The organism is Pseudomonas sp. VI4.1 (assembly GCF_002029345.1).
GTDB lineage: Bacteria > Pseudomonadota > Gammaproteobacteria > Pseudomonadales > Pseudomonadaceae > Aquipseudomonas.
Genome location: NZ_MULM01000175.1, coordinates 37334 through 52038, shown reverse-complemented (window position 1 = coordinate 52038; position 14705 = coordinate 37334). Strand labels below are relative to the sequence as shown.

12 protein-coding genes and 1 pseudogene are annotated in these 14705 nt (G+C 60.9%); 6 read left to right on the top strand and 7 right to left on the bottom strand.

Going from position 1 to position 14705, the window contains the following annotated elements; translation table 11 throughout:
• Positions 1-75: 75 nt before the first annotated feature.
• Positions 76-729, bottom strand: a complete 654-nt coding sequence (locus BZ163_RS25230; RefSeq protein WP_128873093.1) for a TetR/AcrR family transcriptional regulator — start codon at positions 727-729, stop codon at positions 76-78.
• Positions 730-836: 107 nt separating this feature from the next.
• On the opposite strand from BZ163_RS25230, the gene BZ163_RS25225 reads away from it, so the two are divergent.
• The 3 genes from BZ163_RS25225 (at position 837) to BZ163_RS25215 (ending at position 4399) form a co-directional block, all read left to right on the top strand.
• Positions 837-1262 carry a hypothetical protein gene (locus BZ163_RS25225; protein WP_128873091.1) on the top strand — a complete coding sequence of 142 codons (426 nt, stop codon included), beginning with the start codon at positions 837-839 and terminating at the stop codon, positions 1260-1262.
• 164 nt (positions 1263-1426) lie between these two features.
• Complete coding sequence (locus tag BZ163_RS25220) at positions 1427-2491, top strand: alpha/beta fold hydrolase (protein ID WP_128873089.1); 1065 nt, start codon at positions 1427-1429, stop codon at positions 2489-2491.
• Between the two features lie 369 nt (positions 2492-2860).
• Positions 2861-4399 carry a sensor domain-containing diguanylate cyclase gene (locus tag BZ163_RS25215; RefSeq protein ID WP_128873087.1) on the top strand — a complete coding sequence of 513 codons (1539 nt, stop codon included), beginning with the start codon at positions 2861-2863 and terminating at the stop codon, positions 4397-4399.
• Positions 4400-4473: 74 nt separating this feature from the next.
• Here BZ163_RS25215 and BZ163_RS25210 read toward each other — a convergent pair whose 3' ends face one another.
• Positions 4474-5556, bottom strand: a complete 1083-nt coding sequence (locus BZ163_RS25210) for an AbrB family transcriptional regulator (protein WP_128873086.1) — start codon at positions 5554-5556, stop codon at positions 4474-4476.
• A gap of 126 nt (positions 5557-5682) precedes the next feature.
• On the opposite strand from BZ163_RS25210, the gene BZ163_RS25205 reads away from it, so the two are divergent.
• Entirely contained in the window at positions 5683-6594 is a 912-nt protein-coding gene (locus tag BZ163_RS25205; RefSeq protein ID WP_128873084.1) for a LysR family transcriptional regulator, read from the top strand.
• Between the two features lie 153 nt (positions 6595-6747).
• On the opposite strand, the pseudogene BZ163_RS25195 reads toward BZ163_RS25205, so the two are convergent.
• A pseudogene (locus tag BZ163_RS25195) lies at positions 6748-7965 on the bottom strand (MFS transporter).
• Between the two features lie 129 nt (positions 7966-8094).
• On the opposite strand from BZ163_RS25195, the gene BZ163_RS25190 reads away from it, so the two are divergent.
• Positions 8095-8745 carry a TetR/AcrR family transcriptional regulator gene (locus BZ163_RS25190; RefSeq protein ID WP_128873080.1) on the top strand — a complete coding sequence of 217 codons (651 nt, stop codon included), beginning with the start codon at positions 8095-8097 and terminating at the stop codon, positions 8743-8745.
• 6 nt (positions 8746-8751) lie between these two features.
• On the opposite strand, the gene BZ163_RS25185 is transcribed toward BZ163_RS25190, so the two are convergent.
• Positions 8752-9975, bottom strand: a complete 1224-nt coding sequence (locus tag BZ163_RS25185; protein WP_128873078.1) for an MFS transporter — start codon at positions 9973-9975, stop codon at positions 8752-8754.
• 238 nt (positions 9976-10213) lie between these two features.
• Between BZ163_RS25185 and BZ163_RS25180 the strand changes: the two genes are divergently transcribed.
• Positions 10214-11227 carry a LysR family transcriptional regulator gene (locus tag BZ163_RS25180; protein WP_256579115.1) on the top strand — a complete coding sequence of 338 codons (1014 nt, stop codon included), beginning with the start codon at positions 10214-10216 and terminating at the stop codon, positions 11225-11227.
• Here BZ163_RS25180 and BZ163_RS25175 read toward each other — a convergent pair.
• The 3 genes from BZ163_RS25175 to BZ163_RS25165 all read right to left on the bottom strand — a co-directional run bounded on the left by BZ163_RS25175 (position 11182) and on the right by BZ163_RS25165 (position 14615).
• Complete coding sequence (locus BZ163_RS25175) at positions 11182-12132, bottom strand: LysR family transcriptional regulator (protein ID WP_128873077.1); 951 nt, start codon at positions 12130-12132, stop codon at positions 11182-11184. The genes BZ163_RS25180 and BZ163_RS25175 overlap by 46 nt on opposite strands.
• A gap of 151 nt (positions 12133-12283) precedes the next feature.
• Positions 12284-13414 (bottom strand): alkene reductase, encoded by a 1131-nt coding sequence (locus tag BZ163_RS25170; protein WP_128873075.1) that lies wholly within the window; start codon positions 13412-13414, stop codon positions 12284-12286.
• A gap of 244 nt (positions 13415-13658) precedes the next feature.
• On the bottom strand, positions 13659-14615 hold the full coding sequence (locus BZ163_RS25165) for an AraC family transcriptional regulator (protein ID WP_128873073.1): 957 nt from the start codon (positions 14613-14615) through the stop codon (positions 13659-13661).
• Positions 14616-14705: the final 90 nt, after the last annotated feature.

Genomic DNA, 14705 nt, shown 5'->3' with positions numbered 1-14705 from the left:
GCCGGTAATTCTACAGCCGGTCCGGGCGGCTGAAGGATTGCCGGGCGTCCCGGCCAGCGGCGTTTTGAGCGAGACCTAAGCGTCGCGCTTGCGCCGCGCCTGTGCAGCCTCCGCCAGCGCCTGACGCACCAGCGCCCGAGCCGCCCAGGCGGCGGTGTCGAGGGATTCTTCGATGCTCGCGCCACTGATGTCACGCACGGCGATCAACGCCTCGGTGCCCATCACGATCGACAGCGCCTGCTTCAGGCGTTTGCGCGCCCGGGGTGACAGCACGTCTTTGAGCGAGTCGACGATCGGCTCGATATAGCTCATCCGTCGACCCGGTCGCAGGGGCTCGTGGGACTCGCTTTCGAGCCACACCGTCATGAACGAACGCTCCATCACGTGCAGGCCGATCTCGTCGTCGAGCAGCAACGTATTCAACGCATTCGCCGCCAGACCGATGCCCTTTACCGGATCCTCTCCCGGCCGCCAGAGGTTCTCCAGCGGCTGCATCTCACGATCGGCCGCCGTCTCGCTGATCAACGCCTCCATCGAGGGAAAGTAGCGATACGCCGTGGCGCGCGACACCTTCGCGCGCTCGGCCACTTGCGCCACGGTAGGGTTATGGCCCTCGTCGCGCATGGCCACGGCGGCATCGATCAGTGCCTGCCGGGTTCGCAGCTTCTGGTTGGCGCGAACCTGCACATCGCCGTCCCGGACAGGCGGGCTTGACTTCGGGGTCGCCATGGAATAAATGATACTCCGTCTTGTAATGAGACATGAGTCTCATAATAGACACAACGGCGACCCGCAACAAGAGGCCGCCCATTATGAGCACGCATGAGGTGAATGCCATGAATCACACTCCCCGTTCACGAACCTGGTTTCGGCTCGCGGCCCTCTACTTTGCGCTTGGCGTGATGCTGGGTGTGGCGATGGGCGCTTCCGGCGACCACTCGCTCTTCGCGGTCCATGCCCATATCAATCAGTTGGGATGGGTGTCGATGGCACTGTTCGGCCTGATCGCCACACTGCACCCGTCAATCACCGAAGGGCGCACGGCTGCCGCACAGTTCTGGACCTACAACGTTGGCGTCCCGGTGATGCTCGGCGCCCTGACACTGCGCCTCAAGGGCTTGCCGTCCGTCGAGCCATTGATTGGCGTCGCCTCGATCCTCATTGGCTGCAGCGTGCTGCTGTTTGTGTGGCTGGTGTTCTCGCGCATCGGGGTCACGGCCAAGGGCTTGAGCGGCGCGACTGGTGAATCGCGGCTGTCATGACCCGCTGTGTATCACAGTGTGTCTGACTGGCAGCTGGATACACAGGTTTGCACCCGACCCGCGACTCGACACAGGCCGGATACGTCGCCGCGGTCAAATGCAACCCAGGTTTCAAAGGGATCACACAGACACCCTGGCCAACGGCTTGTAACGGAGACATCAGCATGAAAATGGCACTGCAGGATACAACCGGCAAAACCCGCCGCCGTCTGCTCGGCTCGTCGCTCCTCGCGTTCACCCTGTTCGGCGTTCTCGGTGCGGCGCAGGCGCAAACCACCGCCGCCGTGCAGCCCGCCGCGACCAACGCCGGTGCCACCCATGCATCCCCCTCTCCGTTCGGCCCGTTGAAGCATGTCAACGCCGGGCTGCTGAACGTGGCGTACGCCGAAACAGGCCCGGCCGACGGGCCGGTGGTGATACTTCTGCACGGCTGGCCGTATGACATTCACAGCTATGACGAGGTCGCCCCCTTGCTGGCAGCCAAGGGCTATCGGGTGTTGATGCCCTATGCGCGGGGCTATGGCGACACGCAATTTCTCTCGGAGAAAACCCTGCGCAACGGCCAACCCGCTGCGCTGGCCAGTGACGTCATCGACTTCATGGATGCACTGAAGATCAAACAAGCCGTGCTCGGTGGCTATGATTGGGGCGCGCGTTCGGCCGACATCGTCTCGGCGTTGTGGCCGGAGCGGGTCAAGGCGCTGGTCTCGGTCAGCGGCTATCTGATCGGTAACCAGGCGGCCGGCAAGAACCCGCTGCCGCCCAAGGCTGAGTTGCAGTGGTGGTATCAGTTCTACTTCGCCACCGACCGCGGCCGCGCCGGGTACGAGAAAAACACCCACGACTTCGCCAAGCTGATCTGGCAGTTGGCGTCGCCGCAATGGGCCTTCGATGACGCCACTTTCGAGCGCAGCGCCAAGGCGCTGGACAACCCCGACCATGTCGACATCACCGTCTTCAACTACCGCTGGCGCCTGGGCCTGGTCCAGGGCGAAAGCCGCTACGAGGCGCTCGAGCAGAAACTGGCCACGGCGCCGTCCATCAATGTGCCGACCATCACCCTGGAGGGCGATGCCAACGGCGCCCCGCACCCTGCCCCCGAGGATTACGCCAAGCGCTTCACCGGCAAATACGAGTTCCGGCTGATCAGCGGCGGCATCGGCCACAACCTGCCCCAGGAAGACCCGCAGGCGTTCGCCAAGGCGGTGATCGATGCGGATCACCTTTGAGGCCGGGTTGACGGCCGGATTCCCCTGAACATCACATCGCCGATACACCCCGCCCCCTGTAGGAGCTGTCGAGCGAAGCTCGGCTGCGATCTTTTGATCTTGCTCCCCTGCGATCCCAAGCAGACCAGGATCAAAAGATCGCAGCCTGCGGCAGCTCCTGCATTGACCGTGTCCGACGCCAATATGAATTGACCTCAATGGGGTGCCGCTCCTTCAGGCACTAACCACAGGCATTCATGTCCTACCCCTACCGCATTGATATCAGCCAGAATGGCGCCCAAGGTATGCGCACCTCGTGGAACGCGCTACCTGGGATCAAGCTGGACACCGCACAGGGTTAGTGCACATCAGTCGTAGAAGGACATGTAGATGCTCGGACGCAAACCACCAGAGTCAAAGTCAGACGGCCCCACTGAAACCTCCTCTGCGAAAGCGGGAGCGACCTTCCAGCTCATCGTGAGCTTTATGCTCGTGGTTATCCTGGCCTTCCTCGCCATTGAAGGTTGGCGGACCTGGCGCGACTATCGTGCCGCCTTTGCCTCTGCCCGCGACTCCGTGACCAACCTGGCGCGTGCAACCGCCCAGCATGCCGAAGACGCCATCCGGCAAGTCGATGTGCTGACCGCCGCGCTTGGTGAACGGGTGGAAGGCGACGGCTTGCAGAACATCAACGTCCCTCGCATCCACAAGCTTCTTGTCCAGCAATCGAAAATCATGCCGCAACTGCACGGGCTGTTCATTTACGGCGCTGACGGGCGGTGGATCGTCACGGACAAGGCCGTGACCCCAGACACCGTGAACAACGCCGACCGCGATTACTTCCAGTACCACCGCACTCACGCCGATCGCAACGTGCGCATCGGCGAGGTCGTCAGAAGCCGGTCCACCGACGATCTGATCATTCCCATCTCTCGCCGCTTGAACCATCCGGATGGCTCCTTCGCCGGCGTGCTGCTGGGGACGATCAAGGTCAGTTACTTCGTGGACTACTACGGCGATTTCAAAATTGATGATAAAGGCGCCCTGGTCCTGGCCATGCGCAACGGAACCATCCTGGTGCGGCGTCCCTTCATCGCATCCGTCGTCGGCAAAAGCCTGGCGGACAGCGAGATTTTCCGACGCTATTTGCCCAATGCCCACGAGGGCGTCGCGGAAGTCAGAGCGATCACCGACGATACCGAGCGCCTGTACGCTTACCGGGCATTGAGCACCTATCCCCTGGTCGTGGAAGCCGGCCTCTCTCGTGAATCCATCACCGCACCCTGGCGCCGGGATCTACTGAAAACCGGATGGGTGCTGGTGTTCCTGACCGCGGTACTGGCGGTGTTCGGCCTGATCGTCCTGAGTCAGCTGCGCCAGAGAATGGTCATGGAAAGGGAGCTGCGTCACGCGCACCAGGCCATGCGAGACATGGCATTGACGGACAGCCTGACCGGGCTGGGCAATCGTCGACGCCTGGACACTGCACTGCAGGATCAGATTCGCTGGGCACAGCGTCATGGCTCGCCGCTGTCGTTGATCATGCTCGATGTCGATTATTTCAAGCGCTACAACGACAGGTACGGCCATGCCGCCGGCGATGACTGCCTCAGCGCGGTCGGCAGCGCAATCCAGCAAGTGGTCAAACGACCCGGGGATCTGGCCGCCCGGTACGGTGGCGAAGAATTTACCGTGCTGCTTCCCGACACGGACAGCGCGGGCGCACTGAAGGTTGCCCAGGATATCCTGCAGGCCATTCGCTCACTGAACATCGAGCACTCCGAGCACCCCTTGGGGACGGTCACGGCCAGCGCAGGCATTACCACCTGCCAGCCCAACATCGAAAACGTGACGCCGGGCAGCTTGCTGAAGTCGGCTGACGCGCAACTGTATCTAGCGAAGCACAGTGGGCGAAATTGCGTGATGTAGTGGTCGGTTGACACGCTACGTCACGCACACAATGTACCTCGCCGCACCCTCCAGAAAAGCGCCTTCCACCTGCCCTACCGGACCACTTCCCAACGACTCGCCAACCGAATGATCAAGCGCGCAAAATATGCGCCCGTCAGCAGCACCACGAACAAGCGCAAAGTCTGCATTGCCAGCACCAGCCCGACATCGGAATGGGTGTCCACCGCAATGATCGCCATGGAATCCAGCCCGCCCGGGCTGGTGGCCAGGTAAACCGAGAGAAAATCCTTATCGAGCAGCGCTGCCAGCAAAAAGGCGGACAACGCACAGACTGCAATCATCACCACCGCGCCCAGGATCATCGCCGGCATCCGCCGCCAAACGTAAAAGATCGTCAGGCGATCAAAGCCCAGGCCCACGTAGCAACCAATCGCCCCGTAGGCCGTGGCAAGCAGCCAGCCAGGCAGGGTTATTTGCAACAAGCCGCTCATTTGCAAGACGGCCCCCAGCAGCAGAGGCATGAGCAGTGCGCCGGCCGGAAGGGCATTACCCAATGCGACGCCCGCCAGCAACGTGGCCAGCGTGAGCCCGACGTCCAACAGGTTGAAGTGTGGCAACGCGGCGCTGGCCGCATGCAATTCGCTGCGTCCGGTCGGTGCCCCCAGCCAATGGCTGACCAGCGCTCCGATCAGCACCACGCACACCACCCGCACGTACTGCATGGTGGCGACCACCCGTGAGTCGGCACCGAAGTCTTCAGACATCGAGACCATCACCGAAGCAGCACCCGGCGCCACCCCCCAGGCCGCAGTACTGGCGGGGATACCGCCCAAGCGCACCATGGCAAGGCCGACCAGCGCACTGAGGCACACGGTCAGCATCGTTGCAAAAAGCATCATCGGCCAGGACTGGGCGAGTGAAGTGAGCACCGCCAGGGTCATGGAATGCGCGGCGAGAATACCCACGGCGCCCTGACCCAGTTTGAACGCATGGCGGTGCACACGAATGCTTGCACCGCACACCCCAAACCCGATAGCCACGAGCATCGGCCCTAAAAACTCCCCGGCGGGCACCTGCAGAAACTTCAACAACTGACCGCCTGCCCCCGCCAGCAGCACTAACGCAATCCATTGGACGGGAGGGGTATGGAGAAGTCGCCGTGGAAGAAATGACAAAATCACGCTCCAAACGTGGAACGCCCCCGGAGCGGTGGCGTGCTATCGACAGGGGCAATTATTGATAACGGGTTCGATCAAGTCTATTTTCTAATAGTGATGAATTGATAACTCTGGGTTATAGGTATGGAACTGCGCGACCTCTTCTATTTTGAAACCATTGCCGCGCTGGGCCACCTGGGCAAGGCAGCAGAAAAACTCAACCGGAGCCAGCCGGCGCTGACCAAGAGCATTCAACGACTTGAAGAGTCATTGGGCGCCCGACTGTTCGAACGCGATGGCCGACGGATCAAACTCACGCCGGTGGGCGAGCTGCTGAAAGTGCGCGGCACGCAGTTGCAGCAGAGCATCGCTGAAACCCGGCGCGAAGTGCGCGATTTTGCCAGTGGGGTCATGGGCAACATCCGCCTGGGCTGCGCTGCATCCATGGCCGACATCCTGCTACCGCACCTGACCGGGGCGTTGCTTTCCCGCGCACCGGAAGTCACCTTGAACCTGGTCATCGGCCAGGACGATTTCTTGCGCGAAGGGCTGGTATCCGGCCGATTGGACATGGTGATCTGCCCGCAGTACGAAGCGGACCCGCTGCTCGATTCCCATGCCTTGTTCGATGATGAAGCAGTGGTGGTCGCCAGCCGGCATCATCCGCTATTCAATGCCAGCTATCAGATGCGCGACTTGTGCCAGTACCGCTGGGTGCTGCCAGCAACCACCGTGGCCGCACGGCGCTGGATCGACAATGCCTTTCAGGAGCGAGACCTGCCCCTGCCCCGGGTGCAGATCGAGACCACCTCGATTTCCCTGTTGCCGCGCCTGATCGGCGAAACCCACCTGCTGTGCTTCCTGGCCCGGGAGACCCTTGAAGACGTCAAAGGCGTGACGCACCTTCGAGAAGTGGCGCTCAAGGAAACCACGATGAACCGCACCATCGTCGTGTTCGTTCGCATGGGCGCCTATCTGTCGCCGAGCGCGCAATTGCTGCTGGCTATTTTAAAGAACGAAGGGGCGCCGTTTTTTACGGGCGTGCAGGCGGTATAGCGCCGACCCACCGCCTGACCTCAACCTGTATGGCATAAGCCGGCGCCTCCACTGCATAGAAGTCCTGCGGATGGCGCTGGGCAGAAACGGCACGGCCGGGTGAGCGGTCAATCTGCCGTTGCCTGAACGACGCTGCGTGCGCGGCTGGTTGATTTAGTGCCCCGCAACCGCAGGCCTGCCAGCCGCACGCGGGCCTGACTTGAAGCCGTGAGCCCGAGCCCCCCAGGCAATCGCAAAACCCACCCCCGCCAGTACCACCATTGCCCACGGAAAGAGGCGACGCCCCAGTTGTCCAGCAATACCCCACCCACCACTCCACTACCGGCAATCGCACTGTTCCAGGCCACCACATTCAACGACATCGCTACATCCGCCCCATCCCCCGCCGCGTCCGCCAGCGCCGTTTGCAACAACGTCGCCGCGCCGCCGAAGCTCAACCCCCAAACCGCCACACCGATGCAGATCACCTCAGGCACGCTACCCATAAAGCCAAACACCACAGAAACTGCCGCAAACGCCGCCAGGCTGACCAGCACAGTCTTGCGCAACAACGGCTCAACCAATTTGGCCGTCAGCCAAATGCCCATCAACGCGGCAATACCAAACACCAGCAACACCAGATCCACCCGATCCCCCAACCCCGCCGACGCCACGAACGGTGCGATGTAGGTGTAGAGAATGTTGTGTGCCAGCATCCAGCTGATCACCACCGCCAGCACCGGTCGCACGCCCGGCGTGGTCAGCACTGTGCGCAGCGACAGGCGTCGGTGCGCGGCCTGGGGTGGGTAGTCGGGGACTTTCACCAGCACCCAGGCGATCAGCACCAGGGTCAGGGCCGACATCAGGCCGAAGGCAGTGCGCCAACCCACCAGGCCACCCAGCCAGGTACCCAGGGGCACGCCCAGGGACAGGGCAATCGGCGTGCCGACCATGGCCAGCGCCAGTGCTTTGCCCTGTTGACGTGGCGCCGACCATGCGGCGGGCGTAGCCGGCCAGCAGGCTCCAGGCCAGCCCCGCCGCGACGCCGGCGAAAAAACGCGCGACCAGGATCACGCCGTAGTGGGACGACAGCGCGGTGATGGAGTTGAACAGCAAGAAGCCGACGATGGTCAGCAGCAGCACGTTACGACGACGCCAGCCGCGGGTGGCGATGGTCATGGGGATGACCGCCAGCACCGAACCCAGGGCGTAGGCGGTGACCATCTGGCCGGCCATGGAGGGGGAAATCGCCAGGCCTTCGCTGATCAGTGGCAACAGGCCGGCGGGCAGGGTTTCGGTGACGATGCAGATGAAGCCGGTCATGGCCAGGGCGAGCAAGGCGCCGATGGGCAAGCGATCGGACGCTGCCGACAAGGTGATTGAGGGTGTCACGGGAGACTCCTTGAATGAGGACTTCAGACTTAAATACTGATCGGTACAGATGTTGCGGGCCGCCACCACTCATTGTCAACGACTTATGTATCGATTAGTATTTATCTCGTCCTCCAGAGGAATTCTGCCATGGCGCAAATGGGCCGTCCCCGCACCTTCGACCGCGACCAAGCCGTGGAACAGGCCTTGCACCTGTTCTGGCAACACGGCTACGACGCCACCTCCCTCGCCCAGTTGAAAGCCGGCTTGGGGGGCGGGATTTCCGCGCCGAGTTTTTACGCCGCGTTCGGCTCCAAGGAAGCGTTGTTCGATGAGTGCGTGCAGCGTTACCTGGCGACTTTCGCCCGGGTCACCGAATGCCTGTGGGACGAGCGCCTGCCGCCACGCCTGGCCATCGAGACCGCGCTGCGCCAATCGGCGCGCATGCAGTGTGAAGACGGCCATCCCAAAGGCTGCATGGTGGCCCTCGGCGTGATGAGCGCGCCCAGCCCGGAGAATGCCCGGGTGACCGACGCCCTGACCCGGTCCCGCGCCCGCACTCGCGCGGGGATTCTGGCGTGTGTCGAGCGAGGTATCCGTAGCGGTGAGTTACCGGACACTGTGCACGCCCCCGCGATGGCTACGGTGTTCGACAGTTTCCTGCAGGGGATTTCCATCCTCGCCCGGGATAACACGCCGCATGAGGTCATCGATGCGGCCATCACCCAGGTACTGCTGACGTGGGACATTGCAGCCGCTACCAGACCGTCACCTGAGGCGAGGCACAGTGCGGTGCAATGACGGTGTTCAGTCACCAACGCCGTGCACGCCACCCGAAGCCCGTAACGGAGGCAAACCCGTTCGCGAGACGAACAATGCAAGCACGGCAGCCACCAGAAGAAATACGCCACTCGCGATGAACGTCGCCTGGTAACCGGCGCCGTCATAGAGCAACCCGCCCACCGTCGCGCCGAGGGTGATTGCCAACTGAATCACCGCCACCATCAGACCGCCGCCGGTTTCGGCATCTCGTGGCAGCGTGCGTGACAGCCAAGTGAACCAGCCCACAGGCGCGCACGTAGCAATCAGGCCCCATACCCCCAGCAAAACGGCAGTCGCCCACATCGAACTGCCGAAGACGAGTAAAGCCGCAGCAATCACCGCCATCAAAAGCGGAATGATCATCAGCACTCGATAAAGGCTTCTGGTCAATACCGAGCCGATTACCATCGTGCCCAGCAATCCGGCCATTCCGATGATCAGCAAAAGCAGGGAGAGTCCAGGCACATCAACGCGGGTCACCGACTCCAGAAACGGCCGCAGATAGGTGAACAACGCGAACTGCCCCATAAACAGAAATGCCACGGCTGCCATGCCCAGCGAGACCTTGGCGTTGCCTAACAGCCGAAACACTGCAAGTGCAGATCCAGGTTCATTTTGAGCAGGCATTTTCGGCAAGGTAAATGCTTGCCAACAGAGCGCCACAGCGGCGAGCGGAACCACGCAGAAGAACGCACCTCGCCAGCCGATCAGCCCGCCCATGTAGCTGCCAATGGGTGCTGCGACCGCCGTGGCCAGTGCGGTACCGCCCTGGATCAACGCGATCGCTTTAGGCACAAAACTCTCTGGGGCAATCCGCATCATGACGGCGGTCGACATTGACCAACTGCCACCAATAGCGATCCCCAAAATGGCCCGACCGACCATCAGTGTCGAGTAGTCCGGGGCAAAGGCGACGAGTGTGCCAGAGGCAATCATCAAAGCCGTCAGGAACAGCAAAACGGGCCTTCGGTCGAGCCGGCGAATGACTGAAGAGATGAACAGACTGGTGACGACCGCGAACAGTCCGGAAATTGAAATCGCTTGTCCGGCCTGCCCCTCCGTCAGCGCGAGATCGGTCGCAAGCGGTGTGAGCAAGCTCACCGGCAGAAACTCCGAAGTCACCAGGGCGAAGGCGCACAGCGACATCGCCAGGACGGCTCCCCATACCTGTCGGTTCGCTGCTTGAATAGGTAAGGCGGTGCTGCTCATCTGACTTTCTCCAATACGTAAAGCGCCAACGCCTGCGAAGCACGCAAGGCATCGGAATCGGCATGTGGGCACGTAGGGTGATGAATGATCCGGAGCTCGGAGCTCTCGAGCCGGATTAAATGGAATGTGATTACCGCTGAGGCTGGCGCTATTCTCCGGGAATACGCCATGCTTGATAATCTAATGAAAGCTTGTTGAAGTTATAAGCACAGCTAATCAATTCATCCAGGCCGCCTTGATGCCACGACATAATCTGAACGACCTTCTGGCCTTTGTAACAGTCGCCAGGGAAGGCAGCTTTACCCGGGCGGCAGCCCACCTGGGTGTCACGCAGTCCGCGCTGAGCCAGACTGTTTCCGGGCTTGAAAAGCGGCTGAAGATTCGGCTGCTGACGCGCACCACTCGCAGCGTTTCGCCGACCAGCGCGGGTGAACGCCTGATGCACGCCATTGGTCATCGTTTCGACGAGATCGAGGCCGAGCTGGACGCTTTGACCGAGCTTCGTGACAAGCCTGCCGGCACGGTACGCATCACCTGCGGCGATTTTGTCCTGAAGACAATCCTGCTGCCGCGACTCACGCCTTTGCTCCTTGAATACCCCGATATCAAGGTTGAGTTTGATATCAACTACGGCTTCCGAGACATCGTTGCTGACCGCTTCGATGCGGGCATCAGATTTGGCGACACCGTCGATAAGGATATGATCGCCGTTCCCATCGGGCCCGACGTACGGATGGCTGCAGCGGCATCACCCGCCTATTTCGCACGCAACCCTGTGCCAAAGAAGCCGCAGGATCTGCTTGATCACAGTTGCATCGACATACGCTATCCAACCCTTGGCGGACTTGATGCCTGGGAATTCGAAAAGCGCGGGCGCAAGGTCAACGTGCGTGTCGGTGGCCAGGTCATTGTGAACACCAGCGCACACGTGCCGGCTGCGGCAGTCAACGGCTTGGGCATCGCCTATTTGCCGGAAGAAGAATTTGCCCCGCACATTGAGGATGGCCGCCTGGTACAGGTACTGGAAGACTGGTGCCCGTTGTTCTCGGGTTATCACCTGTACTACCCCAGCCGCCGTTTGCCTGCTCCGGCCTTTTCGCTTGTTCTGAAGGCGCTTCGAGGCGAGGCTTTTTTTTTAACGCGGCGCATGGGTGGGCGCATGGGTGGGAGGGTTGCGTTGATTGCTCACAGCGGACCTGCGCATTTTCAGCTATCACTGTCAGTACGAGATCCGCTGAGATCGTCCCAATAGGGAGGCACGCCAATCGCATTGATGAAGTAGTCCCACACCATGCGAACCTTCTGGGAGCGGAGTCGATTCTCGGGGGAAATCAAATGTATCTGGCTTGGCGTCTGCTCAACCGACCCCTCCCAATCGGGCAAAAGCTGAATGAGCTGCTTGTTGACGAAGCTCTCTCGACTGAAGAGCCAGGAAGGAAAAAACACAATCCCCCGCCCCGCAAGCGCCGCCTCTACCAGTACCTGCGCATTGTTGCTTCTGAGCGGGCCATGCACCTCGATGATTTTCACCTTGTCGCTGGCGGGCTTGCGAAAATACCAGCGCTGCGCCCCGCCTGTTCCCTTGTAGACCAGGCACGCATGGTTCTGCAGATCCTCTGGCGAAGCGGGTTTCCCGTAATTCGCCAGGTACTCTGCGCTAGCGCATAAAACGTATTGCTGGTCGCAGATTTTGCGGCCAATCAATCCGGAATCCTCCAGGTGCCCCACCCGGAATATGATGTCTGCGCCCTCCTGAACCGGGTCGATAAAGGCATCGGTGACCGTCAGTTCAACCGTCAATTGCGGATACTTGTCATACAGACCATTCAACAGCTTCACGATATGCAGACTGCCGAACGCAACCGGCGCGTTGATCCGCACAAGGCCACCAATCTCGCCCCCCTTGCCGGTGACTTCCTCATCGGCGGCATCCAGCAACTCCAACACTTCGCGGATCTGCACGTAATAGCGCTCGCCCGCATCCGTCAGCCTTACTGCGCGAGTATTGCGGTACAGGAGCTGCTGGCCCACCTCCCGCTCCAACGCCGCGATGAAGCGTGAAACGGAGGACGCAGGCACGCGAAAATGTCGCGCCGTCGCCGAGAAGCTGCCGGTCACGGCGACCATGGCAAAGTACCGGTGCGCTTTGAGGTGCATAGGGGAAGTCTCCAGCGGAAGGCGCAGTGGATCTGTACTAAAACAGAACGGCTGTTGATTGTCCTCTCGCGTCTATTTGCATCAGACATAAAAAAACAGCCGCCCCGAATACCGGTGACGGCTGCCAACACTTCAGGAAGGTCGCGACTGCTTACCCTCGATGGGGCGCGTAATCGACATAACCTTCGGCCCCGCCGCCGTAGAAGGTTTCGCGCTTGGCTTCGGTCAGCGGCCATTCGTTCTGCAGGCGCGCCACCAGATCAGGGTTGCTGATGTAAGCGGTGCCAAACGCGGCGAGGTCGATGATGCCGTCATTCATCAGGTCTTGTGCACGTTGGCGCGACATGCCGCCAGCCAGAATGAGTGCCGTGTCAGGCAATTTTGATTTGATGGTCGACAGCAAATTGATAAAGGTCGCTTTCGGGCCGCCACCCCCACCCTCGGTACCCGGGGCAGGAAATCCGGACTGATCCATGACATGCACATAGGCCAGTTGCCGAGCGCCAATCTCTGTAGCAAGCGCGGTGTAGGTTTCATCGATCTGATCATACAACGGCATATCGAACAGTTGACCATAGGGCGAAATACGGATGCCCACACGGCCCGCGCCAATCCGCGCAACCACGGCGTCGATGACTTCCAGGGTGAAGCGCAGACGATTTTCCAATTGATCGGCCGAGTACTGATCGGTTCGATCATTGACCAGCGGATTCATGAACTGCTCGAACAGATAGCCATTGGCACCATGAATCTCTACGCCATCAAAACCTGCCTCGAGCGCATTTTCGGCCGCCTGCGCGAACTCACCGACGATCCGCGAAACCTCAGCCGTTGTCAGCTGGCGCGGCGCAGGTGGCGCTACCAACGCCGGCTTGCCGTCAGCGTCGTAGCCGAACGCTGTCGCGCCAACCGCTTGCTTCGACGTGGCGCTCACCGGCAGTTTCCCGCCCTCCTGGATCGACGGATGCGACACCCTACCCACGTGCCAGATTTGCGCAAACATCTTGCCACCCACGGCATGCACCGAGTCGGTGGTGAGGCGCCATCCAGCGATCTGCTCGGCGGTGAAGATGCCGGGATTGAAGAGGTAGCCCTGACCTTCACGGGATATCGGCGTGCCCTCGCTGACAATCAAGCCTGCGGTGGCGCGTTGCGCGTAGTACAACGCCACTCGCTCATCGGCGGCGTCATCGGGTGCGCGAGAGCGGGTTAAAGGCGCCATGACGATACGATTTTTGAGCGTGGTGTCGCCCATGCGCAATGCTTCGAAGAGTGTCGACATTGGAGTTTCCATAATTGATCGAGTGGGGGGACGATCAGCCGAGCGACAGGTAAACAATGCAGATTGTCTTGAACTCGCGCCAAAAGTCTTGATGAGTTGCAGCGATGGATCGATGCTAACTTCGTACTCGTGGCGCAACAATCCACTAAAATCGCAAATGACTTTTGCTTTTTTAGCAACGTTTGATTGGTTGGTTGGTTGGTTACGATCAGATCGATCCGCCTGCTTGAGACAGCGGACTTCCTCACACTGATTGCCTGCGCCAACTGCCCGGTGACACACCAAACTGGCGCTTGAATGCGCGACTGAACGCCGCTTCGGATTCGTAACCCACTGCAAAGCCGATTTGCGCCACATTACCGCGACCTTCGCGCAGCTGTTGAGCCGCCACGTGCATGCGCCAGAAGGTCAGGTATTGCATCGGTGGCTGGCCGACCAGGGTGGTGAATCGCTCCGCGAACACCGAGCGTGACATGCCCGCTTCAAGCGCCAGGGCTTCTGCCGTCCAGCCCTCGGTTGGACGAGCATGGAGCAGCGCCAGTGCGCGCCCTATGTGTGGATCCCGCAAGCCCGCCAGCCAGCCGTGCCGCTCGGGCGGAAGGCTCGCAACATACTGGCTGACGGCTTCGACGAACAGCAATTCGGAGAGCTTGGCGATGACCGTTGTGGAGCCGACGCGCCCCGCCGCGATCTGACTGATTGCGAAACGGAATGAGCTTTCAATCCAGGCGCCCGAAGCCGTCGCGCGCACGTCAAGTTTCAATAAGGCTGGCAGCGACGAAAGCAACGGGCTGAAGGGTATTTCCGAGCCGAGGAACCCGCACAATAACTGCGTGGCCTCGCCGCCCCCGCCGTACTTGATTCGTGAAATGCCGCCGACTTCCGGGCGTTGAATAACGTCGCGCCCCGGCATGGGCGCAAGGCTCAGGTCGCTGCCAAAGGAGTGAGCGTCATTGCGCGGCAGCAGAATGAGTTCGCCGGCCCGCACCTCGACGCTGGCACCACCGTCGATGCGTAATTGCATGTGCCCCGCGGTGACAAAATGCGACGCAATGACATGTCGGGGTGCCGTCAGGAACGGCTTGCAATCATCCGCGGACAGTCTGCCGTTGATGCACCAGGGCGCAGTGAATTCGGCCTCGAGGAATACCCCTCCAGACAGCCGAATCACCCGCAACACATCAGAAAACGCATCCAACACCGGCCAGCCCTCCCTTCCGGAGTCTGGAGCATGTAATCAAGCGTATGGAGCATTCTTCGCCTGACCTGCGAGGCCTAGATTAGCACCAAC

What these genes read in the sequence shown, in the direction of transcription:
- BZ163_RS25205 (WP_128873084.1), top strand. Translation starts at nt 5,683, where the DNA reads ATGGAACTGCGCGACCTCTTCTATTTTGAAACCATTGCCGCGCTGGGC.
- BZ163_RS25215 (WP_128873087.1), top strand. Translation starts at nt 2,861, where the DNA reads ATGCTCGGACGCAAACCACCAGAGTCAAAGTCAGACGGCCCCACTGAA.
- BZ163_RS25175 (WP_128873077.1), bottom strand. Translation starts at nt 12,132, where the DNA reads ATGCACCTCAAAGCGCACCGGTACTTTGCCATGGTCGCCGTGACCGGC.
- BZ163_RS25220 (WP_128873089.1), top strand. Translation starts at nt 1,427, where the DNA reads ATGAAAATGGCACTGCAGGATACAACCGGCAAAACCCGCCGCCGTCTG.
- BZ163_RS25190 (WP_128873080.1), top strand. Translation starts at nt 8,095, where the DNA reads ATGGCGCAAATGGGCCGTCCCCGCACCTTCGACCGCGACCAAGCCGTG.
- BZ163_RS25170 (WP_128873075.1), bottom strand. Translation starts at nt 13,414, where the DNA reads ATGTCGACACTCTTCGAAGCATTGCGCATGGGCGACACCACGCTCAAA.
- BZ163_RS25230 (WP_128873093.1), bottom strand. Translation starts at nt 729, where the DNA reads ATGGCGACCCCGAAGTCAAGCCCGCCTGTCCGGGACGGCGATGTGCAG.
- BZ163_RS25225 (WP_128873091.1), top strand. Translation starts at nt 837, where the DNA reads ATGAATCACACTCCCCGTTCACGAACCTGGTTTCGGCTCGCGGCCCTC.
- BZ163_RS25180 (WP_256579115.1), top strand. Translation starts at nt 10,214, where the DNA reads ATGCCACGACATAATCTGAACGACCTTCTGGCCTTTGTAACAGTCGCC.
- BZ163_RS25185 (WP_128873078.1), bottom strand. Translation starts at nt 9,975, where the DNA reads ATGAGCAGCACCGCCTTACCTATTCAAGCAGCGAACCGACAGGTATGG.